At 39.7% G+C, this 23,120-nt stretch carries 19 protein-coding genes and 2 tRNA genes; 9 read left to right on the top strand and 12 right to left on the bottom strand.

Annotation, left to right across the window (positions count from 1 at the left end; genetic code table 11):
• Positions 1 to 7: 7 nt before the first annotated feature.
• The 5 genes from aceE to rsgA form a co-directional block, all read right to left on the bottom strand.
• Positions 8 to 2,671 carry a pyruvate dehydrogenase (acetyl-transferring), homodimeric type gene (gene aceE / locus L4F93_RS10650; RefSeq protein WP_250350224.1) on the bottom strand — a complete coding sequence of 888 codons (2,664 nt, stop codon included), beginning with the start codon at positions 2,669 to 2,671 and terminating at the stop codon, positions 8 to 10.
• A gap of 353 nt (positions 2,672 to 3,024) precedes the next feature.
• Positions 3,025 to 3,525: a PTS glucose transporter subunit IIA gene (crr, locus tag L4F93_RS10645; RefSeq protein WP_250350223.1), complete on the bottom strand. Its 501-nt coding sequence runs from the start codon at positions 3,523 to 3,525 to the stop codon at positions 3,025 to 3,027.
• 62 nt (positions 3,526 to 3,587) lie between these two features.
• Positions 3,588 to 5,315, bottom strand: coding sequence for a phosphoenolpyruvate-protein phosphotransferase PtsI (ptsI, locus tag L4F93_RS10640; RefSeq protein ID WP_250350222.1), 1,728 nt, complete (start codon positions 5,313 to 5,315; stop codon positions 3,588 to 3,590).
• Between the two features lie 98 nt (positions 5,316 to 5,413).
• On the bottom strand, positions 5,414 to 5,671 hold the full coding sequence (gene ptsH / locus L4F93_RS10635) for a phosphocarrier protein Hpr (protein WP_100295592.1): 258 nt from the start codon (positions 5,669 to 5,671) through the stop codon (positions 5,414 to 5,416).
• A gap of 216 nt (positions 5,672 to 5,887) precedes the next feature.
• Positions 5,888 to 6,949 carry a small ribosomal subunit biogenesis GTPase RsgA gene (gene rsgA / locus L4F93_RS10630; RefSeq protein ID WP_250350221.1) on the bottom strand — a complete coding sequence of 354 codons (1,062 nt, stop codon included), beginning with the start codon at positions 6,947 to 6,949 and terminating at the stop codon, positions 5,888 to 5,890.
• 80 nt (positions 6,950 to 7,029) lie between these two features.
• Between rsgA and orn the strand changes: the two genes are divergently transcribed.
• The 3 genes from orn (at position 7,030) to L4F93_RS10615 (ending at position 7,876) form a co-directional block, all read left to right on the top strand.
• Entirely contained in the window at positions 7,030 to 7,578 is a 549-nt protein-coding gene (gene orn, locus L4F93_RS10625) for an oligoribonuclease (protein WP_250350220.1), read from the top strand.
• Between the two features lie 131 nt (positions 7,579 to 7,709).
• Positions 7,710 to 7,785: transfer RNA gene (locus tag L4F93_RS10620), tRNA-Gly, on the top strand.
• 15 nt (positions 7,786 to 7,800) lie between these two features.
• A tRNA-Gly gene (locus L4F93_RS10615) sits at positions 7,801 to 7,876 on the top strand.
• Between the two features lie 148 nt (positions 7,877 to 8,024).
• Here L4F93_RS10615 and topA read toward each other — a convergent pair.
• The gene (gene topA, locus L4F93_RS10610; protein ID WP_250350219.1) at positions 8,025 to 10,628 is read right to left on the bottom strand and encodes a type I DNA topoisomerase; all 2,604 of its coding nucleotides are present in this window, start codon (positions 10,626 to 10,628) and stop codon (positions 8,025 to 8,027) included.
• 101 nt (positions 10,629 to 10,729) lie between these two features.
• Here topA and L4F93_RS10605 point away from each other — a divergent pair, with 101 nt between their 5' ends.
• Positions 10,730 to 11,632, top strand: coding sequence for a LysR family transcriptional regulator (locus L4F93_RS10605; protein WP_250350218.1), 903 nt, complete (start codon positions 10,730 to 10,732; stop codon positions 11,630 to 11,632).
• A gap of 89 nt (positions 11,633 to 11,721) precedes the next feature.
• On the opposite strand, the gene sppA is transcribed toward L4F93_RS10605, so the two are convergent.
• Complete coding sequence (gene sppA / locus L4F93_RS10600) at positions 11,722 to 13,587, bottom strand: signal peptide peptidase SppA (protein ID WP_250350217.1); 1,866 nt, start codon at positions 13,585 to 13,587, stop codon at positions 11,722 to 11,724.
• A gap of 197 nt (positions 13,588 to 13,784) precedes the next feature.
• Between sppA and L4F93_RS10595 the strand changes: the two genes are divergently transcribed.
• Positions 13,785 to 14,018 carry a hypothetical protein gene (locus tag L4F93_RS10595; protein WP_250350216.1) on the top strand — a complete coding sequence of 78 codons (234 nt, stop codon included), beginning with the start codon at positions 13,785 to 13,787 and terminating at the stop codon, positions 14,016 to 14,018.
• 220 nt (positions 14,019 to 14,238) lie between these two features.
• Positions 14,239 to 14,793 carry an NAD(P)H nitroreductase gene (locus L4F93_RS10590; protein WP_250350215.1) on the top strand — a complete coding sequence of 185 codons (555 nt, stop codon included), beginning with the start codon at positions 14,239 to 14,241 and terminating at the stop codon, positions 14,791 to 14,793.
• 53 nt (positions 14,794 to 14,846) lie between these two features.
• Here the strand turns inward: L4F93_RS10590 and thiI are convergent, their stop codons facing one another.
• A complete protein-coding gene (thiI, locus tag L4F93_RS10585; protein ID WP_250350214.1) occupies positions 14,847 to 16,295 on the bottom strand; it encodes a tRNA uracil 4-sulfurtransferase ThiI in 1,449 nt (482 codons plus the stop codon).
• Between the two features lie 217 nt (positions 16,296 to 16,512).
• Between thiI and xseB the strand changes: the two genes are divergently transcribed.
• The 3 genes from xseB (at position 16,513) to dxs (ending at position 19,611) form a co-directional block, all read left to right on the top strand.
• Positions 16,513 to 16,761, top strand: coding sequence for an exodeoxyribonuclease VII small subunit (xseB, locus tag L4F93_RS10580; protein ID WP_250350213.1), 249 nt, complete (start codon positions 16,513 to 16,515; stop codon positions 16,759 to 16,761).
• Between the two features lie 25 nt (positions 16,762 to 16,786).
• Positions 16,787 to 17,677 (top strand): (2E,6E)-farnesyl diphosphate synthase, encoded by an 891-nt coding sequence (gene ispA, locus L4F93_RS10575; RefSeq protein ID WP_250350212.1) that lies wholly within the window; start codon positions 16,787 to 16,789, stop codon positions 17,675 to 17,677.
• 74 nt (positions 17,678 to 17,751) lie between these two features.
• Positions 17,752 to 19,611: a 1-deoxy-D-xylulose-5-phosphate synthase gene (gene dxs / locus L4F93_RS10570; RefSeq protein ID WP_250350211.1), complete on the top strand. Its 1,860-nt coding sequence runs from the start codon at positions 17,752 to 17,754 to the stop codon at positions 19,609 to 19,611.
• Positions 19,612 to 19,795: 184 nt separating this feature from the next.
• Here dxs and L4F93_RS10565 read toward each other — a convergent pair whose 3' ends face one another.
• The 4 genes from L4F93_RS10565 to L4F93_RS10550 form a co-directional block, all read right to left on the bottom strand.
• A complete protein-coding gene (locus L4F93_RS10565) occupies positions 19,796 to 21,724 on the bottom strand; it encodes an ABC transporter ATP-binding protein (protein WP_250350210.1) in 1,929 nt (642 codons plus the stop codon).
• A gap of 104 nt (positions 21,725 to 21,828) precedes the next feature.
• On the bottom strand, positions 21,829 to 22,143 hold the full coding sequence (locus L4F93_RS10560) for a helix-turn-helix domain-containing protein (RefSeq protein ID WP_250350209.1): 315 nt from the start codon (positions 22,141 to 22,143) through the stop codon (positions 21,829 to 21,831).
• A gap of 3 nt (positions 22,144 to 22,146) precedes the next feature.
• The gene (locus tag L4F93_RS10555; protein WP_250350208.1) at positions 22,147 to 22,479 is read right to left on the bottom strand and encodes a type II toxin-antitoxin system RelE/ParE family toxin; all 333 of its coding nucleotides are present in this window, start codon (positions 22,477 to 22,479) and stop codon (positions 22,147 to 22,149) included.
• A 75-nt stretch (positions 22,480 to 22,554) separates the two neighbouring features.
• Positions 22,555 to 23,079: a gluconokinase gene (locus L4F93_RS10550; protein ID WP_250350207.1), complete on the bottom strand. Its 525-nt coding sequence runs from the start codon at positions 23,077 to 23,079 to the stop codon at positions 22,555 to 22,557.
• Between the last annotated feature and the right edge of the window lie 41 nt (positions 23,080 to 23,120).

Raw genomic sequence — 23,120 nt, 5'->3', positions numbered from 1 at the left:
ATGTTAATTATGCGTAAAGTGGATTAATTTTATCTGCATCAATGCCATATTTTGCAATAGCATCTGCCACAACTTTCTTATCAACTGTACCTTGTTTTGCAAGCTCAGTTAATGCGGCGATCACAACATAATGTGCATTCACTTCAAAATGTTCACGTAAGTTTTCACGGCTGTCTGAACGACCAAAACCGTCTGTACCTAATACACGATAACTTTGTGCTGGCACATAAGCACGTACTTGTTCTGCATAAAGCTTGATGTAATCTGTCGCTGCCACAGCCGGTGCATCATTCATTACTTGTGCAATGTATGGTGTTTTGGCTTCTGCTTCAGGGTGTAATAAGTTCCAACGCTCTACATTTGCGCCATCACGTGCAACTTCCGTAAATGAAGTTACGCTATACACATCAGAAGTAACACCAAAGTCATCTGCAAGCAATTTCGCTGCTTCACGAACGTGGCGTAAAATCGCACCTGAACCTAATAATTGAACTTTGCCTTTACCTTGTCCAGTTACCGTTTCAAATTTATAAATACCTTTACGAATCCCCTCTTCTGCCCCTTTTGGCATTGCTGGTTGCTCATAGGTTTCATTTAAGGTTGTGATGTAGTAGTACACATCTTCTTGCTCTGGACCATACATACGGCGAACACCGTCTTGAATAATCACAGGCACTTCAAACGCAAAAGCAGGATCATAAGAAATACAGTTTGGAATAACTGAAGATTGAATATGGCTATGACCATCTTCGTGCTGTAAGCCTTCACCGTTTAGCGTTGTACGACCTGATGTACCACCAATCATAAAGCCACGCGCACGTTGGTCGCCAGCTAACCACATTAAATCACCAACACGTTGGAAACCAAACATTGAGTAATACACAAAGAATGGAATCATTGGCACGTTGTTTGTGCTATAAGAAGTTGCTGCCGCAATCCAAGATGCGGTTGCACCTTGTTCATTAATCCCTTCTTGTAACACTTGACCATCAATGGCTTCACGATAGTAAGAAACTTGTTCGCGATCTTGTGGCGTATAGTTTTGTCCGTGTGGGTTATAAATACCAATTTGACGGAATAACCCTTCCATACCGAAAGTACGCGCTTCGTCTGCAATAATTGGCACAATGTGTTTACCCACAGATTTATTTTTCAACAATACGTTTAATGAACGAACAAACGCCATTGTGGTTGAAATTGGACGAGATTGGGCTTCAAATAATTGGGCAAACTCCTCTAACGCTGGCACTTCAAGCTCATAGGTAAAGCGTGGCGCACGCGTTGGTAAATAACCATTTAATGCTTGACGGCGCTCGTGAAGATATTTGTATTCTTCTGAACCTTCTTCAAACTTGATATATGGTAATTTTTCAATCTCTTCATCGGATACCGCAATATTGAAACGATCGCGAACGTGTTTAACGCCCGACATATCCATTTTCTTAACTTGGTGAGCAATGTTTTTACCTTCCGCTGCATCACCCATACCATAACCTTTAATGGTTTTCACTAATAACACAACAGGTTTATCTTTAACTTGTTTTGCTTTATTGAATGCAGCAAAAACTTTTAATGGATCGTGACCACCACGGTTCAATGCCCAGATTTCATCATCGGTCATTTCAGCCACTAATGCTTCAGTTTCAGGGTAACGTCCAAAGAAGTGTTTACGAACATAAGCACCATCTTTTGCTTTGAAGGTTTGATAATCGCCATCAACCACTTCCATCATTAATTGCAATAATTTACCTGAAGTATCACGTTGTAATAAACGATCCCAACGGCGACCCCAAACAACTTTAATTACTTCCCAGCCACAACCGTTAAATTGCGCTTCTAATTCTTGAATGATTTTGCCATTACCTGTTACAGGCCCGTCTAAACGTTGTAAGTTACAGTTGATAACAAAAACAAGGTTATCTAATTTTTCACGAGCGGCAAAAGCAAGCCCACCACGAGATTCTACTTCGTCCATTTCGCCATCACCTAAGAATGCGTAAACGGTTTGATCTGCGGTATCTTTCAAGCCACGATTATGTAAATATTTTAAGAAACGTGCTTGATAAATGGCATTCAATGGACCAAGCCCCATTGATACAGTTGGGAATTGCCAGAATTCAGGCATTAATTTAGGGTGCGGGTAAGAAGAAAGCCCTTTTCCGTGTACTTCTTGACGGAAATTATCTAGTTGTTCTTCAGTTAAACGTCCTTCAACAAAAGCACGCGCATAAATCCCCGGAGAAATATGGCCTTGGAAGAAAACTAAGTCGCCACCATTTTTTTCGGTACGCGCTTTAAAGAAATGGTTGAAACAAACTTCATAGATTGTCGCAGAAGATTGGAAAGATGACATATGACCGCCAAGCTCTAGATCTTTTTTAGAGGCTCTTAATACCATCATAATTGCATTCCAACGAATTGCACTACGGATACGGCGTTCAAGATCTAAATTACCCGGGTAGTTTGGCTCTTCCTCAACAGGAATAGTATTAATATAATCAGTGGTAACACCCGTTGGTAAAGAGACTGAATTTGCACGTGCGTGCTGCATTAATTGCTCAATAATAAACTGTGCTCTTTCAACACCTTCTTCACGAATTACTGAGTCGATCGCCAATAACCAATCATTGGTTTCGATCGGATCTACGTCATTTCTTAACATTTCTGACATAGTCTTTTCCTTATTTATTAAGTTGAAGTTAAGTTCAATTTCTATCTGAAACTGAACAACGAATGGATAACTAATACTTATATCTGGGCTATTTTACAACTATTAAAACCCGTTTACAAATATTTAACAAAGATTATAAAAAATATAAGATTTGTTGAAATGAGAAAATATTGCTAAGTCTATAGAAAGACAAAAAATTTATGAAAAAATTCCACCGCACTTTAAATAATGAGTAAAGTGCGTAAATGGCTAATCATCTTTTTTACGGATAAACTTGACCGGTGTTTAACCACATTTCTGCATAACAAAAAGCCCATTCACTTAATGTAATGGGCTTGATTATATGAGGTCTTTTATTTTTTCACGACAAGAACAACAGAATCACCCGCAACAACTTCACCTGTTTTTTTCTCAATATGGCTAACTTCATCCATATTAGAAATGACTACTGGGGTAAGTACAGATTTAGCTTTGGCTTCAAGTAATTCTAAATCTAATTCAATAATGGTATCACCACGTTTTACTGTTTGACCTTCTTCGGCAATACGTCTAAAACCTTCCCCTTTTAATTCAACGGTATCAATACCAAAGTGTACGAATAATTCAACACCATCGGTAGATTCCATTGAGAAAGCGTGGTTAGTTTCAAAGATTTTGCCTACAACGCCATCAACAGGGGCAACAAGTTTATTACCGGTTGGGCGAATTGCAATTCCGTCACCCACAATTTTTTCTGAAAAAACCACATCAGGCACATCTTCAATATTCACAATATCACCTGAAAGCGGTGCATAAATCTCTACTTCAACGGTTTTATTGCTTTTTGAACCAAATAATTTATCAAAAAAACCCATTTTTAGTCTCCTACTAAGTGAATGTTTGGGCTATTCTAGCCCAAAACTTGAATAATTGGTATCTAGTTTAATGCTTTTTCTGCTAAAAAATCAGCCACCAATTTTTCAATATCTGCTGCAGTTGGTTGCGCTAAGGCTTTCTCTGCCAAGACTTTAGCATCTTGATAATTTACATTACGGATTAATTTTTTGATTCTTGGCACAGAAATGGCACTCATACTGAACTCGTCTAAGCCCATACCGAGTAATAATAAAGTGGCTCTCTCATCACCTGCTAGCTCACCACACATTCCTGTCCATTTACCTTCTGCGTGAGAGGCATCAATCACTTGCTTAATTAAGCTCAATACAGATGGTGTCATTGGGTTATATAAATGAGAAATTAACTCGTTACCGCGATCTACTGCAAGGGTATATTGTGTTAAATCATTAGTACCGATACTGAAGAAATCCACTTCTTTCGCTAAGAATTTCGCATTTACTGCGGCTGATGGGGTTTCCACCATTACACCAATTTGAATATTCTCATCAAACGCCTTACCTTCATTACGTAACTGCTCTTTTAATCGTGTAATTTCTTCTTTTAAGGTACGAATTTCTTCCACAGAAATAATCATTGGGAACATTACTGCTAATTTACCGAAAGCAGACGCTCTTAATACCGCTCTTAATTGAGCATGTAAAATTTCTTTACGGTCTAACGCAATACGAATCGCACGCCAGCCTAAGAATGGGTTCATTTCTTTTGGTAGGTTCAAATAAGGTAATTCTTTATCCCCACCAATATCCATCGTTCTTAATACAACTAAACGGCCATTCATTGCTTCAACGACTTCTTTATAAGCAATAAATTGTTCTTCTTCTGTTGGAAGTTGATCGCGATCCATAAACAAAAATTCTGTGCGATATAAACCTACGCCTTCCGCACCATTACGATCAGCTCCTTCTACATCACGAATCGTACCGATATTTGCTACCACATCAACACGATGTCCATCTAAAGTAAGTGCTGGTAAATCTTTTAATTTAGCTAATTCTGCTTTCTCTTCCGCTAATTGGGCTTCTAAGGCTTTTAAGCGTTCAATTTCATCTTGGCTTGGATTCACATAAACACAATTATTCACCGCATCAAGAATTAAGAAATCTCCCGTATTTACTTGCTGCGTAACCGTATTTGTTCCCACAATGGCCGGCAATTCTAACGAACGCGCCATAATAGAAGTATGAGATGTTCTACCGCCAATATCTGTAATAAAACCAAGCACTTTGTCAAGGTTAAGCTGTGCAGTTTCTGATGGCGTTAAATCATAAGCCACAAGAATGGCTTCTTCGTTAATCTCACCCAGATCAACAATGTGCATACCTAAAATATTCTTGATTAAACGATTACCAATATCGCGAATATCTCCTGCACGTTCTTTTAAATACTCGTCATCAATTTCTGATAACATTGCCACTTGCTGATCAATAATTGTGCTTGCGGCAACACCCGCATTCACTTTATTAGAACGTAAATAATCAATGATTTCTTCTTCTAATTCTTCATCTTCCAAAATCATTAAGTGACCTTCAAAGATCGCGGCTTTTTCTTCACCTAATGAAGCATAAGCACGATCTTTAATTGCGGTTAATTGCTCAATGGCTGCATTGCGTCCTTCATAAAAACGTGCAACCTCAGCGTCAACTTGGTCGTCTTGAATTTTTTGCGTATCAAGTACGATTTTTTCTTCTTTTAAAACAAGCGCTTTACCGAAAACAATACCGGGTGATGCTGGAATACCTGAAATCATAATGACCTTCCGAACTAATAATTAAATTTGGCTATAAATAGAACAATAGCCACAAACGAACTTTTTCTAGGAAGTAAAATTTGTGGCTAATGATGTGATTACTCTAAAGTAGGAATTAATGCAACTAAATGATCTACTGCTTTTTGCTCATCTTCACCTTCAGCAGAAATGGTGATCACCGTACCTTGAGTCAAACCTAAAGTTTGTAATTTGAAAAGGCTTTTTGCACTTGCACTTTTGCCCCCAGAAGTTACTGTAATGTCTGAAGCAAAGGCTTTTGCTTCTTTTACGAACTGCGCTGCTGGGCGAGTATGTAAACCATTTGGAGCAATAATTTCAACATCTTTTGAGTACATAGTAAAATCCTCTTAATCATTGTTTGAGTATAAATTTTGTTTTGACATCAAACAGCAACAACGGCTGTTCAATTATGTATTTATTTCATCTCTAAAAATAAATCTCGAAATAGTATTCAACTTAACACAATAATAATCAACCCCAATCGCTATAAAATTTGAACTAAATCACAAAAAAACACTTAAAGCGACGGTTTTTTATGCGGTTATTAACCTTTATTTAACCATTGCCTTAACTGAAAAGTGTCTATGATCTTTTGTTTCTAACAAACTCTCAATTAAATTATGATAGTTTTTAAATCTTACTGGATCAATTTTTCCTTGCTCTACAGCCTCACGCAAGGCGCACCCCGGATCATTCAAATGTTTACAATCCCTAAATTTGCAAGTACCTAACACGTATTGGAATTCGCGGTATCCTTTTGTGATTTGATCGGCATCTAAATGCCATAAACCAAACTCTCGAATCCCCGGTGAATCGATCAAATTTCCTCCTTGTGGTAAATGGTACAGGCGAGAAGAGGTTGTGGTATGACGTCCTAATCCCGATCCTTCACTCACAGTTCCAACCTGAGCATTAACATCAGGCAAAATACTGTTGATTAAACTGGATTTCCCTACGCCTGATTGTCCGACAAAAATAGATGATCCGTTAGACAAAAGTGCGGTAAGATTTTGCATATTTTCGCCAGTTTTTGCGGAAATCATCAGCGTTTGATAACCAATTTTTTCATAAACCTTAAGCTGATTTTCTACTGCGCTTCGCTGAGTTTGAGAGAATAAATCAGCTTTATTAATCACGATCACTGCAGGAATTCTCGCATTTTCACACACCACCAAATAGCGATCGACAATATTCCAAGACAAATCTGGCACAACGGCTGACACAATAATAATGCGATCAATATTGGCAGCAATAACCTTTAATCCATCATAATAATCTGGGCGAGCAATCTCGTTACGACGTGGATGAATTGCTTCAATCACGCCACTTACTCCTTGCAATTGCTCATTGCCCTCTCGCCATACGACATTATCCCCAACAACCACATTAGCTAAAGTGCGGCGTAAATTACAACGAAAAATTTGCCCTTGCTCATTTTCTACATCAGCGTGTAAAGAATAGCGCGTTACCACTGTACCTTCTTGCGTTGGACCTAGCATTTCATCTTGCCACTGAATTTCTTTACTTTCCTTCAATTTGTGACGTTGTAATGTTTTTGCGTTGTTAGAACGAATTCTACGTTGCTGATTGTAAGTTAATTTTTGTTTGCTCAAAGATAAATCCTTAAAGTGGGGTTGATTTTCGGTTAAACTATTCCGAACTCATCAAAATAACACTGATATAGGATACCCTAATGCAATTAGATAAACAAAACCTTATTTGGATTGACTTAGAAATGACGGGCTTAGATCCAGAAAAAGAACGCATTATTGAAATCGCCACCATTGTCACAGATAAAAATCTTAATATTCTTGCTGAGGGGCCTGTGCTTGCAATTCATCAGCCCGATAGTCTACTTGCCAAAATGAGTGATTGGTGTCAAAAAACTCATCGTGAAAACGGCTTAATTGAACGTGTAAAACAAAGTAAACTCAGCGAACGTGCCGCGGAATTACAAACTTTAGATTTTCTCAAAAAATGGGTACCCAAAGGGGCTTCCCCAATTTGTGGCAATAGCGTGGCACAAGATAAACGCTTTCTATTCAAATATATGCCCGAACTGGCCAACTATTTTCATTATCGTCATCTTGACGTTAGCACGCTCAAAGAGCTTGCCTCACGTTGGAACCCAGAAATGTTAAAAGGATTTAGTAAGAAAAATACGCATCTTGCTTTAGATGATATCCGTGAATCTATTGCCGAGCTAGCTTATTATCGAGAGCATTTTATCAAAATGCCTTAGCCTATTTATTATTTAGGAAGAGGAGATCCTTGCTTTCTGATCAATAACTAAACAAGCAATCAACTTTTTTATAATTTTACTTGCGGGCGTAAAAATTTTTCGTATAATACGCCCCGTTCCTTACGGAATATGCGGGAATAGCTCAGTTGGTAGAGCACGACCTTGCCAAGGTCGGGGTCGCGAGTTCGAGCCTCGTTTCCCGCTCCAATTTTCTTATCTCTTGCGGGAATAGCTCAGTTGGTAGAGCACAACCTTGCCAAGGTTGGGGTCGCGAGTTCGAGCCTCGTTTCCCGCTCCAAATTTTCTTCCTATTATAATTTACCAAAATTAACGTAGTATTTTTATTCTATCCTTTCTAATCTGCTCTAATAATTCAACTAACAAAAAACGATAGCTCGAAATCGAACTATCGTCTTTTTACATCAAAATAACCTTTATATTAAACGCTATTTCCCATTCTCAACCCATTTTCCCTCAATATAATCAACACGCCATTTTGTGGCTTTACCATTTTTTTCTGACGTAACATATTGACGTTTTTCTTTTCGGCTAAAACGTACAATCGCTTCATTACCTTCAGGATCTTTCTGTGGTGCATCGGCCAAATATTGTAACTTCTCAGGTAAACGATCACGATATTGTGCTAATTCAGCCACTTTTGCTGCACGAGTTTCACGTGATTTTGGAAAATTATGCGCAGACATAAACACGCCACTTGCCCCATCACGCAAAACAAAATAAGCATCTGAATTTTCACATTTTAACTCTGGGAAATGTACAGGCTCTTCTTTAGGTGGTGCAACTTCACCATTTTTTAAGATTTTACGCGTGTTATCACATTGGGTACAAGCCATATATTTACCAAAGCGCCCTAATTTTAAGTGCATATCCGCACCGCACTTATCACATTCAACAATCGGACCATCATAGCCTTTAATTTTAAACTCACCTTGCTCCACGACGTAGCCATCACAATTTGGATTATTCCCACAGACATAAAGTTTACGTTGCGGATCAATAATATAGCTATCCATTGCCGTACCACATTTCGGGCAACGTTTGCGTTCCATCAGCGCTTTCGTTTCGGAAGCTTCGTCCAGAACGTTTAATAATTCGGCTTCAGGAATTAAATTTATCGTGGTTTTACACCGCTCTTTTACTGGTAAGGCATAGCCTGAACAGCCTAAAAATACCCCAGTACTGGCAGTGCGAATTGCCATTGGGCGACCACAAGTTGGGCATTTAATATCGGTTAGCACAAGGCTATTTGGCTTCATTCCGCCTTCTAGTTCGTCTAATTCGGCTTGACTAAGTTGTGCGGAAAAATCTTTAAAGAATTGATTTAATTCTGTTTTCCAATTTTTTTCTCCACTAGCAATTTGATCCAGCACATCTTCCATATTCGCGGTAAAATCATAGTTCATTAAATCAGCAAAAGATTGATTAAGCCGATCTGTCACAATTTCGCCCATTTTTTCTGCATAAAAACGACGGTTTTCTACACGTACGTAGCCACGTTCTTGAATGGTTGAAATAATTGCTGCGTAAGTAGAAGGACGACCAATACCACGCTTCTCTAGCTCTTTGACTAATGCCGCTTCGCTAAAACGTGCTGGTGGCTTGGTGAAATGTTGCTGTGGAATTACCTCTTTTAAATTTAGCTGATCGTTCACCGCAACATCGGGTAACACTTGATCTTCGGCGCTTTTACTCATTGCTGGTAACACCTTTGTCCAACCATCAAAACGCAAAATACGCCCTTTTGCTTTCAAGCTATAATCCCCGGCGGTTACCGTGAGCGTTGAGCTATCATATTGCGCTGCTGGCATTTGACAAGCAACAAATTGGCGCCAAATAAGATCATATAAACGTACCGCATCTTTTTCCATTCCTTGTACATCTGCTGCTAATATACGGACATCAGAAGGACGAATGGCTTCGTGTGCTTCTTGGGCATTTTCCTTGCTAGAATAAAAATTTGGCTTGGCCGGTAAATAGGCCTCACCATAATGGGAGCCAATATAATCACGCACCATATTTAACGCATCTTTACTCAAATTTGTGCTATCGGTACGCATATAAGTGATATAACCCGCCTCGTATAAACGTTGCGCTAGCATCATCGTTTTTTTCACGCCAAAATTTAGGCGAGTGCTTGCTGTTTGTTGCAAGGTTGAAGTGATAAAGGGCGCTTTCGGTTTGGAGCTGGTTGGTTTGGTTTCTAAATCAGAAACGATATAGTCAGATTTTTGTAAAAAATCCACCGCACTTTGTGCTTGTTGCGCATTCTTCGGCTCAAATTTTTTACCGTTAAAACTGGTTACATCAAGGCGTAAGCCAATTTTCTGTGCGGTTTCCGTTTGCACCGCAACTTCCCAATATTCTTCAGGTTGAAATGCCTTGATTTCTCGTTCACGCTCAACTAACAGCTTTACTGCCACGGACTGCACTCGCCCAGCGGATAAGCCACGGGCGACTTTTTTCCATAACAGTGGCGATACCATAAAGCCCACCACGCGATCAAGGAAACGACGTGTTTGTTGTGCATTAACACGATCAATATTTAAATGTTCTGGATGCTCAAAGGCTTGCTTAATGGCATTTTTCGTGATTTCATTAAATACCACTCGACTAAAACGCTTATCATCACCACCAATCACTTCACGCAAATGCCAGGCAATCGCTTCTCCCTCTCTATCCAAATCGGTAGCAAGGTAAATATGATCCGCTTTTTTAGCGAGATATTTCAGTTCTGCAACCACTTTTTCTTTGCCCGGTAAAATCTGATAGTTTGCTTTCCAGCCGTGATAAGGATCAATCCCCATTCGTTTTACTAAGGCATTACGTTCTTTTTCTTGCTTAATGGCTTGTTTTTCTTCCGTGCTTAATCCTTTGGTGGAAATTGGTTTGGCTTTCTCTCCCGTACTTCCCGCGGTTGGCAAATCACGAATATGTCCCACACTGGATTTTACAATATAATCTTTTCCTAAATACTTATTAATGGTTTTCGCTTTGGCTGGCGACTCCACTATCACTAAAGATTTACTCATCTTTTTCTTTACCTAATTTCTGCTAACTTGTGTAAAATTGCCCGATATATTGCGGACTATCTTATGTAAGGTCAATCATTTTTTTAAAAAAGGAAGCATAAATGGATAAACTGAATGCAATTTCTGTCTTTTGTAAAGTGGTAGAAACGCAAAGTTTTACCCAAACAGCAATTCAACAAAATATCTCTGTTGCGATGGCAAGTAAGCTGGTTTCCCAACTGGAAGAACAGCTTAAAACGCGCCTGTTACAACGTACGACAAGAAAGATCGTTCCCACTGAAGCTGGGCTACTTTATTATCAACGTTGTTTGCCGATTCTGGAAGACTTACAAGATGCGGAAGCAAGTATCAGTAATCTTGCAACTACGTTGCAAGGTAAGTTGCATATTTCTGTGCCACGTGATTTTGGCTTGCGTTTTATTGCCCCCAATTTGGGGCTATTTCTGCACGCCCACCCTAATCTTGAAGTTGATATTGAATTTAACGATCGTTTAGTGGATTTAATTACCGAAGGATTTGATCTCGCCTTACGCATTGGCAATCTGCAAGATAGCTCATTGGTGGCAAAAAAAATTGCTCGTTCAACAATGCATATCGTAGGTTCGCCAGATTATTTCGCAAAAAACGGCGTGCCACAGACCCCGGAAGAATTATATCAGCACAAAATAATGCTGTATAAATCCAACAATAATCAAATATTTTGGGAATTTATTAATGGAACAAGAATTGACCGTTTACGCATTCAGTCTGATGTAATGTGTAACAGTGGCTTGGCATTGGCTGAATTAGCGAAATCAGGACTAGGCATTGTGAATTTACCGCGTTTTCTAATTGAAAATGAATTAACTTCGGGAGAATTAGTCGAAGTCCTTGCAGATTACCCACAGCATCAGATTGATTTAAACATTGTCTATCCTCACCGCCGTCATCTTGCGGCTAAAGTAAAAGCGTTTATTGATTTTTTAAGCCGACTTGGTTTATGCCAAGAAGATATTGCAAAATAGAAAGATCTCTCGGCAATAACGAAATAAAAAGTGCGGTATTATTTTTAAAAATTTTCCCCTTCTATTTATATAAAAGGGGAAACACATTTTTAACGCAACGTTCCGCAATTAATACAGTATAAATACTGCCCTTTTGGATCGTTAAATTGACTCAATTGGTTAAGTTGTTGTTTTACTTCACCGAATGGTTTTGCTAAGCCAAGGGAGCTGAATAATTGTTGTTGTACGCCTTTGCCAAAGCCTTTCATCAATGTATCGAATAGAGAATCATTACGTTCGATTAACCATTCTACACTAAATTCTTTGGCAGGTTGCTCGCCTTGTTTTGCCTGAGCTAATTCTGTTGCCTTCGCTACCGCACGATCAAAATCGCCCAGTTCGTCCACTAATTTATTTTGCAATGCCTCCGCGCCTAACCACACTTGACCTTGTGCAATTTTATCCACCTCAGGTTTAGCCAACTGGCGACCTTGGCTCACAAGAGAAAGGAATTTATCGTAGCCGTGTTCAATTTCAAGTTGATAAATATCACCTTTTACTTTTGAAATACCACGAAAAGAAGACTGCTGGCTTAAAGGCGAGGTTGCTACGCCATCGGCATTCACGCCAATTTCTGCTACCGCTTTCTCGAAAGTAGGAACAATTGAAAAAATACCGATTGATCCCGTAATGGTATCCGCATCAGCGAAAATATAATCAGCAGTACTCGCAATCCAATAACCGCCTGAAGCAGCCATAGCCCCCATTGATACCACCACTGGCTTCCCTGCTTGTTGTAAATGGACAATTTCCTGACGAATAATTTCCGAAGCAAAGGCGCTTCCACCGGGGCTATTAATGCGTAAAATCACCGCTTTAATTTTTTTATCTTCATAAGCCTGACGCAACAACGTCGCGATAGTATCACCACCAACGCCATTTTCATCAGTTTCACCATCAATAATAGCCCCTTCAACATTAACTACTGCAATACGATTTTCCCCTTCACCGTCTATGCGATCAGGTAACGCAGTCAAATAGCGATCAAATGGCAGTAGCTTTGCTTCACCCTCTACATTTTTACCAAAAAGTGCGGTGAGTTTTTTCGCTAACGTAAAACGATCAGCGAGTTGCGTAACGAATTTTTGCTGTTGAGCATACGCGGTGAGATCACCATTTAACGCTTTTAAATGGGCAAAATATTGCTCTGCTTCAGGTAATATGTCAGCGACAGGAATTTGACGATTGTCCGCAATCAGCGTTTTATAATCTGTCCACATCGCACTTAACCAACGCTGCATATTGGCTTTTGCTTCTGGCGACATATCGTTACGCAAAAACGGTTCAACGGCAGATTTATAAGTCCCGACACGAAAAATATGTGGCGTAATTTTTAACTTATCAAGCAAATCTTTGTAATACAGATTGTCCACTGCCAAGCCTTGAATTTCCACCGCACCAATTGGGTTGAGATAGATTTCATCCGCATAACTTGCTAGCACATATTGTTTTTGTGAATAACTATCTGCATAAGCAATCACAGGCTTACCACTTTGTTTAAATTCATTAATCGCATTGCCCACATATTTGATCGCGGGTAAATCTGCTCCTTCAAAGCGGTTTAGATCTAACACCAAGCCTTTAATGCGTGGATCATTGATCGCAGATCGAATGCTATATACCAAATCAAATGTTGAAATTTGACGTGGTACATATTGGGAATCCACTTCTTTCAGCAAATCTTGCAAAGAGTGAATTTCTTCTCGGTTATCCGCTAAATACCCCTCTAAATTAAGTAATAATGCCCCTTCATCTGCACCAAGTGGGGCTTGTGTTTCTTTATTTGCATTTGTCAGCAAACCTACCATTGCAAAAACAAAGAGTACAAAAACAAGGAAGACTAAATTCATCACAACATTACGAATAAAATTTAATCCTCGCCATAGCATTGAGCCTAATTTCATCAGCGACTTCATAAATTTCCTTATTATTTAACGTTATTTAAGAAAGCGTATCATAAACAGATTAACCAGCAAATGCGACTAATTCTTTATAGCACCGCTATTTTTATCAGCGCTAGTTTATTTTCTCGATCAGGATCGTAAACGTTGCCAAAAAATCACCGTACTTAACATAATTTTGCTATGGTTGTTTTCAATACAAGGAGATGGTAATGCTGAATTTATTTAAACGCCCAATTGAAATAGAAACGGTAGAAGCTTGGGCAAAACTGTTGGAAGATATTGCCAAAGTTGCGATACTTGCTGTGCCTATGATAATATTCGGTCAAAATGGTGTACTCTTTAAGATTGCGAGTAGTTTCACATTAATGTTTGTGAGTTATGCGACACTCGTACTAGGAAAACAGTTACGAAAGCACAAATATCAACTATCAAAGGAGGATTAAATGGAACTAACGATTGGACTACTTGTTCTATTAGGCATAGTTTTAGCTTTTGGTGCTGGCATTAATCACACCATAAAACAAGCAGAAAAAGAAGATAAAAAAAACTGATTCTATCAGCCCCTAATACTAAGGGGCTTTTTACCACACAAATATAATACAAAAATTTATGCGATAATCCATCGCATATTGCATAACAAGAATAATTATAAAAGGACTGATTATGGATGCTTTAACCCTACTCACTTCACGCCGTTCTAATAAAAAACTCTTTGCACCGGCACCAAGCAAAGCACAACTTGAACAGATTTTCCAAGCGGCATTACACGTCCCCGATCACGGAAAGTTACAGCCTTATCGCTTCGTGGTGATCGAAAAAGAAGGATTAACTCAATTAGGCGATTTACTAAAAAATGCGGTACAAGAATTTAATTTAGGTGAAGAGCGGTTGAAAAAAGCAGAAAATTTACCAAATCGTGCGCCAATGATCATTGCAGTGATCGCTAAAATTCAAAAAGATATTGCTAAAGTACCCGCTTGGGAACAAATGCTGACCGCTGGCTGTGCAACTTATGCAATGCAACTAGCGGCTAATGCACAAGGCTTTGACAATATTTGGGTAACCGGCCCTTGGGTTGATGGTTCAGACTTGCGCCAAGCCTTTCATTGTGAAAATTCAGACAAAATTGTTGCATTCATTATGCTTGGCACTGCTGAAGAAAAAATCAACCGAGAATCCAAACAGATCAATTTGGAACAATTCGTCAGCTATTTATAGCATATGAAAAAGTAACAAAAAATCACCGCACTTAGAAAATGCGGTGATATTACTTATTTCCTAAACACTCTCACATTCCCAAACCCATTTTCTTTCAAATAAAGCGCTTGGAGTTTACTCATTACGCCGCGTTCGCAGTAAAGGACGTAATTTTTATGTTGGTCAAGTTCTGGAAATAGGGAAGAAAGTTTATAGAATGGGATTAAACGCACTTCTTGCCCTTCGAGTTCTAATGGGTTTTCATCTGTTTCTTCAGGGCTACGGATATCAATGACAATATCGTCTTCGCCTAATACAGAAATCGTATCCACTTCAACCACGTCTTTTTCCGTTTGTTCTGCAATTTGACGAATATCTAAATATTGTGCATTTTGCACCGCACTTTCTAACACGCTGAAATCAAAATGATTTTCTTCGCTAAGAATTTTTTCACGCACCGCTTTAACCGTTGGATTTTTTGAAATTACGCCACAAAATTCAGGCATTGATTTAGCAATATCTTCTGTGCCGATTTCTTTTGCCATTGCAATAATTTGTTCCTTATCGTGGGTGATAAGTGGACGTAATACTAAAGCCTCTGCGGCTTCATCAATCAAGCGTAAATTGGTCAGTGTTTGGCTGGAAACTTGGCCAAGCGCCTCCCCAGTAACAATCGCTTGAATCCCGAAACGCTCTGCCACTTTACTTGCGGCACGCACCATCATTCGTTTTAACACCACACCCATTTGCCCGTTATCAATCTTTTCTAAAATTTCTGCTACCACAGGTTCAAAATTGATTGCAACAAAACGCACTTTGTGCGAGCCACTAAAGCGATGCCAAATGTGATAGGCCATTTGTTTCACACCAATTTCGTGTGCCGCGCCGCCAAGATTAAAGAAGCAATAATGAACGCGTGAGCCGCGGCGAATCAGCATATAGCTCGATACCCCTGAGTCAAAACCGCCAGAGATAAGTGAAAGCACATCTTCTTGTGTACCAATAGGATAACCACCTAGCCCCGTATGGCGTGCTTTCACCAACATCATTTTGTCGTCTTCAATATCAATGCGAACAGTCACATCAGGGTTGCTGAGTTTCACTTTTGCACTGGCAATGTGTTGATTTAATCCACCACCAACATAACGCTCCACATCAAGGGAAGAAAAATCGTGCTTTCCTTTACGTTTTACACGTACACAAAAGGTTTTATTTTCAAGTAGATGTGCAACATCTTGCAAAGTTTGTTGGAAAATATCTTGCACGTTGTTAAATGGTTTTTCTTCCACTTCAAGAAAATGGTGAATGCCCGGAATTCGCCCTAATAATTCAATTAATAATGCGCGATTTTCTGCATTTTTTGACCGCACTTCGATATAATCCCAGTGTTTCACCACGGCGACAGTATCATCATATTTATTCAAAATATTGCGAATATTCCCTGTAAGAATTTTAATAAAGCGTTTACGCACGCTTTCACTTTTAATCATAATTTCAGGGAAAAGTTTAATAATAAATTTCATTAGAATACTTCTATTTCAAGCAAAAATTGGGCGATATTGTACAACATCTTTTGCAAATCCCCAATTTTTCTCGCTGTTTTCTCCGCAATGCAAGATAAACAAAAGTGCGGTGCTTTTTCTGTGATTTTTTGTGCAACAATCTCGCTATATGCTTTAACAAGTCCATAAAAATACAGTACAATGTGGCATTTATTCAGGTTGGATTTAGGAAAAACAAATGGCACGCAAACCAACAAAAGATGAACATAGCTTAGATTTTGAAGCCACCTTAACTCAATTAGAGAGCATCGTTGCGCGTTTAGAAAGTGGTGAATTGCCCTTAGAACAGGCTTTGCAGGATTTTGAAAACGGCATTAAGCTGGCACAATTAGGTCAAGCGCGCTTACAACAAGCGGAACAACGCATTCAAATTTTGCTTTCAAAAAGCGATAAAGCAGAATTGAGCGACTATCAACATAACGAATAAGCAACTCAACAAATAAGCCACTGCTATGGATCAATTTGCACAGGATTTACAACAAGTTCAACAACGGATCAATCAATTTCTCGAACAACAATTTGAGCAAATTGATACGCATCCATCCCCCCTTGCTCGCGCAATGAAATATGCCCTTTTGCTAGGTGGAAAGCGTGTGCGTCCATTCTTGGTGTATGCCACAGGCAAAATGTTAGGTGCAGAACTCGTGCATTTAGATTATGCCGCAGCAAGCATTGAAGCAATTCACGCTTATTCCTTAGTCCACGATGATTTGCCTGCAATGGATAACGATACGCTCCGCCGCGGTCACCCAACTTGTCATATCGCCTTTGATGAAGCTACCGCTGTTCTTGCAGGTGATGCTTTACAAGCCTTTGCCTTTGAATTACTCAGCCAAACGCCTAATTTGTCAGCCGAACAACGTGTTGCTTTAATCGCAGAATTAGCAAAAGCCTCAGGTGTACAAGGAATGTGTTTGGGGCAAAGCCTAGATTTACAAGCAGAACATCAGCAAGTCAGCTTAGCTGAATTAGAAAGAATTCATCGCAACAAAACAGGTGCATTATTGCGCTGTGCGTTAAAAATGGGCTTTCTTTGTTCGCCATATTTTGCCGATCAACAACTTTGCCAACAGCTCGAACGCTATGCCGATGCCATTGGGCTAGCCTTCCAAGTACAAGATGATATTTTAGATATTGAAGGAGAAAGCGACGTAATCGGCAAAACCGTAGGCGCTGATTTAGCCGCAGATAAAAGCACTTACCCGAAATTACTAGGCTTACAAGGGGCGAAAGAAAAAGCACAAGAACTGCATCAACAAGCCCTTAATGCTTTAGCGGAATTATCTTTTGATAGCTCCCCCTTAAAGGCGTTGAGCGAATTTATTGTAACAAGAAAAAATTAATATATTGGACACCGCCTAAGCCTTATTCAGTTAAAGTGCGGTCGAAATTTAACCCTTTTTGGATTTGATTAACAATGGAAAAATATCCTCTTTTATCACTGATTAATTCACCGGACGATTTGCGTCTTTTAAATAAAGATCAACTTCCCCAACTTTGTAATGAATTACGCGGATATTTGTTAGAAAGTGTTAGTCAAAGTAGCGGACATTTGGCATCAGGTTTAGGCACGGTAGAACTCACGGTTGCCTTGCATTATGTGTTTAATACCCCATTTGATCAGCTTATTTGGGATGTAGGGCATCAGGCCTATCCGCATAAAATTCTCACTGGACGCCGCGATAAAATGTCCACCATTCGTCAAAAAAATGGACTTCATCCTTTTCCTTGGCGTGATGAAAGCGAATTTGATGTGCTAAGCGTGGGGCACTCTTCTACCTCAATCAGTGCTGGGCTTGGTATTGCCGTTGCGGCAGAAAAAGAAAATGCAGGACGTAAAACCGTTTGTGTGATTGGTGATGGGGCAATTACCGCTGGAATGGCCTTTGAAGCACTCAATCACGCCGGTGCATTGCACACCGATATGTTGGTGATTCTCAACGACAATGAAATGTCCATTTCCGAGAACGTGGGAGCGTTGAATAACTATCTTGCTCGCCTATTTTCTGGCTCTTTCTATTCTACCTTGCGTGAAGGCGGTAAAAAAATTCTCTCTGGCGTGCCGCCTATTAAAGAGTTTGTCAAAAAAACGGAAGAACACGTTAAAGGCTTTGTTTCCCCTATCGGCACAATGTTTGAAGAGCTAGGCTTTAACTATATTGGTCCAATTGATGGACATAATGTGGATGAATTAATTAGCACATTAAAGAATATGAGCAGCTTAAAAGGTCCGCAGTTCTTGCATATAAAAACCAAAAAAGGCAAAGGCTATGCCCCCGCGGAAAAAGATCCTATTGGTTTTCACGGTGTGCCAAAATTCGATCCTTCGAGTGGAAAATTGCCTAAATCCACCACCCCAACCTATTCACAAATTTTTGGCAACTGGCTATGTGAAATCGCTGAACAAGATCCAAAATTAATCGGCATCACCCCAGCTATGCGTGAAGGGTCAGGAATGGTGGAATTTTCCAACCGTTTTCCACAGCAATATTTTGATGTTGCCATTGCCGAACAACACGCGGTTACCTTCGCCGCAGGCTTAGCGATTGCAGGTTTTAAACCTGTCGTCGCCATTTATTCGACGTTCTTACAACGTGCCTACGATCAGGTCATTCACGATGTGGCTATTCAAAATCTTCCCGTGTTATTTGCCATTGACCGTGCAGGCGTAGTTGGTGCAGACGGGCAAACTCATCAAGGGGCATTCGATATCAGCTTTATGCGCTGCATTCCAAATTTAGTGATTATGACCCCTAGCGATGAAAATGAATGTCGCCAAATGCTTTATACGGGCTATCAATGTGGTAAACCTGCTGCAGTACGCTACCCTAGAGGCAACGCTATCGGCGTTTCACTTGAGCCATTAGCAATGCTGCCTATCGGAAAAGGTAAAATTCTGCGTGAAGGGGAAACGATCGCTATTTTAAATTTTGGTACGTTGTTGCCAAATGCCAACGCAGTGGCTGAAAAATTAAACGCGACCCTTGTAGATATGCGATTTGTTAAACCAATTGATGAAACCTTAATTCAACAACTGGCTGACACTCACGCTTTATTGGTTACACTTGAAGAAAACGCGATTCAAGGCGGAGCAGGGAGCGCAGTGGCTGAAGTGCTAAATTCTCAGCACAAAACTACCGCACTATTGCAATTAGGCTTGCCCGATTTCTTCATTCCACAAGGTACGCAGCAAGAAATTTTGGCAGACTTGAAACTGGACGCACAAGGTATTGAAGCACAAATCACAACATTTTTACAAAAACGTAAAAAAATTTAAAATAGTTGTGAACTATTCCGCGCCTAGTGAGTCTTAGTAAATGCTAGTGCACTGCAAATTGCAGTTGTCTTTTTCAAACTAATTTTCTTATTTAAGACCTCTCCGCCACCTGATTTTCGTGTGGCGGTTTTTTTATATGCAAAACTTGTTAAAAAACCACCGCACTTACTTTTCCACTCAATGATCAACTCGCGCCACTTTTCTTTTCTTCCAACATTTCCCAACGGGCAAATGCTTGTTCTAACGCCTGCTCTGCTTCAGCAAGTTGTTGGAGTTTGTCTGTGGTGTATTGGTGATCTTGCTGGAAAAAATTGGGATCAGAGACTTCCGCTTGAAGTGCGGTGATTTTTTCTTCCAAATTTTCCAATTTTTGCGGCAATTGTTCTAGCTCTCGTTGCTCGTTGTAAGAAAGTTTCACGGGGCGATGTTTTACTGGCTTATGTGAAACCTTGTTAAGTTCCAGCACGCTTTCTGCTTTTTTCTCTTTCGCTTTTTCCGCTTCTTTCAAGGCAAATACATTCGCTTGTTGCTGTTTCGCATCGTGGAAACCGCCCACATATTTGTTAATAATCCCATTGCCTTCAAAAATGTAGCATTCTGTTGCTGTGTTATCAATAAATTGGCGATCGTGGCTCACAATCAGCAACGTGCCTTGATAATCAGCCAGTAATTCTTCCAATAATTCTAAGGTTTCCACATCCAGATCATTGGTTGGCTCGTCCAAAATCAGTAAATTATTTGGTTTAAGCAATAATTTTGCTAATAACAAGCGGTTACGTTCTCCCCCTGAAAGGGCTTTCACTGGCACCATTGCCCGTTTTGGTGGAAATAAGAAATCTTGCAAATAACCTAAAACGTGGCGTTTTACCCCATTAACTTCAATATCTTGTTTGCCATCTGCAACATTATCCATTACCGTTTTTTCAGGATCGAGATCAGCACGATACTGATCAAAATAAGCAATTTCTAATTTTGTGCCACATTTAATATGCCCTGAAGTTGGCTGAATTTCACCCAAGAGCAATTTAATTAACGTCGTTTTGCCTATGCCATTTGCCCCTACCAAAGCGATTTTATCACCACGTAAAATCGTCGTTGAAAAATGCGAAACCAGTGTTTTCCCTGCAATTTCATAACTCACATCTTCAACTTCAAAGACGATTTTGCCTGAACGGCTAGAATTATCCACTTGTAACTTGGCACTGCCCTGCACGTCTCTACGCTGACGACGTTCTTCTCGCAAGGCTTTCAACGCTCTCACTCGACCTTCATTACGGGTTCGGCGAGCTTTAATCCCTTGCCGAATCCAGACTTCTTCTTGAGCCAGTTTTTTATCAAATAATTCATTTTGTAACGCTTCAACACGAAGATTTTCTTCTTTTTCAATAAGATATTTAGCGTAATCGCCCGGGTAAGAGACTAATTGTCCACGATCAAGATCCACAATGCGTGTTGCCATTTTTCTGATAAAAGCACGATCGTGAGAAATAAAAATAATCGAACCACTAAAGCTCAGGAAGAAATTTTCTAGCCATTCAATGGCATCGACATCAAGATGGTTAGTAGGTTCATCGAGCAGTAATACATCAGGATCACACACCAATGCACGAGCCAGTGCCGCTTTACGTAACCAGCCACCGGATAACTCAGCCAATCGCATATTTGCTTCAAGCCCTAATTTCATTAGGGTTTCACGAATTTTATTTTCAAAACGCCAGCCATCTGCGTGTTCAAGCTGAGTTTGAATTTCTGCCAAACGATTTAGCGTACTTTCGCTATATTGCTGTTCAAGTAAATCAGAAGTGCGGTGATATTCTTTCAATAAATCAGCTAAATGCGCAATACCTTCTGCAACGTAATCAAACACGTTACCCTGTGCATTGCGAGGGGGATCTTGTTCAAGGCGAGAAATGACTAAATCACGCTCAAATTGCAGACGTCCGTCGTCCATCACCATTTCGCCTGCTAAAATTTTCATTAAGGTAGATTTGCCTACCCCGTTACGCCCAACTAAACAAACACGCTCGCCCGCTTCAATGTATAAATCCGTGTGATCTAGCAAGGGATGATCACTAAAAGAAAGATAACCGTTGGTTAGACTAATTAACGCCACATTATGTCCTTATCTCAAAAAATATATTGCGGATTTTAACAGGTTTATGAAAGGGTTTATAGAGGAATAAAAAAGAGAAATCCCCTATTGACTAGGGGATCAAATTAGAGAGATGCAATATCTTCAAAGGTTTGCGGCGAGCGCTCAATCATCTTCAACAGTAATGTGGCTTGTTTATTTGGCGTGGTTTTGCCTTGTTCCCAACCTTGGTAAGTGCGTACGCTCATTCTCAATTTCTTAGCAAAAACCGATTGCGATAGATTAAGTTTTTCACGGATAGACTTCACTTCATTCGCGCTTATTTCACCCATTTCTGCTGGAAGCTCACGCTCAATGGTTTTGAGGGTGGTTTTACCTTCCAAATGGACTTGCATTTGTTCCAATCCTTGTTTCAATTCTTCAAATAAATTTCTTTCCATTCTTTATTTCCCCTTTATATTTTCTACTATTTTAGCCAAGATACTTTTTTCATCAGCAGTGAGATCTTCTTTCATCTCTTTACCATAGGCGGTTAAAAAGTAGATTGCGGCATTACGCACATAGTAATAATAAATTACTCTTGCTCCGCCCCTTTTACCTCTATTTCTTTTAGAATTTGCAATTCTTAATTTCCTAAGTCCACCGGTGCCTTGTATTAAATCTCCTTTTTCTGGTGCAACAAGTAACTCATTTTGTAGCATAAGATACTCATCGTCAGAGAGATATTCCTTTCTATATTTTTCAAAAAATGGCAATTCAATAAAAACCGCTTTCATAGCTTCTCCAATAAAACTCAGAAAATTATACGCGAAAAGCGTACGGAAAGTAAAGTTTCCCTAAAATATCCACATTTATTCCAAAAACGGCTCTAACGCTACTACACAACGTTCTACCACTTGATCAAATGTCCCATCAATATCAATATGAATCACATCTGGCTCATCTGCTTGTGGCGTTTCCAGCGTATCGAATTGGCTTTTAAGCATTTCGGTTTTCATATAATGCCCTTTACGATTTTTCATTCGTTCTAGCACTAGCTCAAAACTTCCCTCTAAGAAAAGGAATTTCACGCTTTCATTACCATCGCGAATTTGATCACGGTATTTTTTCTTCAATGCCGAGCAAACAATGATCCCCTGTTCACTTTTTTGTTCTAGGCTGAATGCCGCATCGCGGATACGCTCAAGCCAAGGTGCGCGATCTTCATCATTAAGCGGTTGCCCACTCCCCATTTTAATGATGTTAGCTCTTGGATGAAGATCATCGCCATCAATCAATTTTAACCCTAAACGCCGGCAAACTTCCGTTCCTACGGATGTTTTCCCCGTGCTAGACACGCCCATTAAGATAAAACTCTTACCTTTTCCTTTTTCCATTTTCTTTTCCTTAACTATTAAATTTTATTTCTGATGTACTA

This window comes from Avibacterium sp. 20-132, from assembly GCF_023611925.1.
In the GTDB taxonomy this organism is placed as follows: domain Bacteria; phylum Pseudomonadota; class Gammaproteobacteria; order Enterobacterales; family Pasteurellaceae; genus Avibacterium.
Note: the sequence above shows the minus strand (reverse complement) of the source record. Positions and strands in the feature narration are given on the sequence as shown.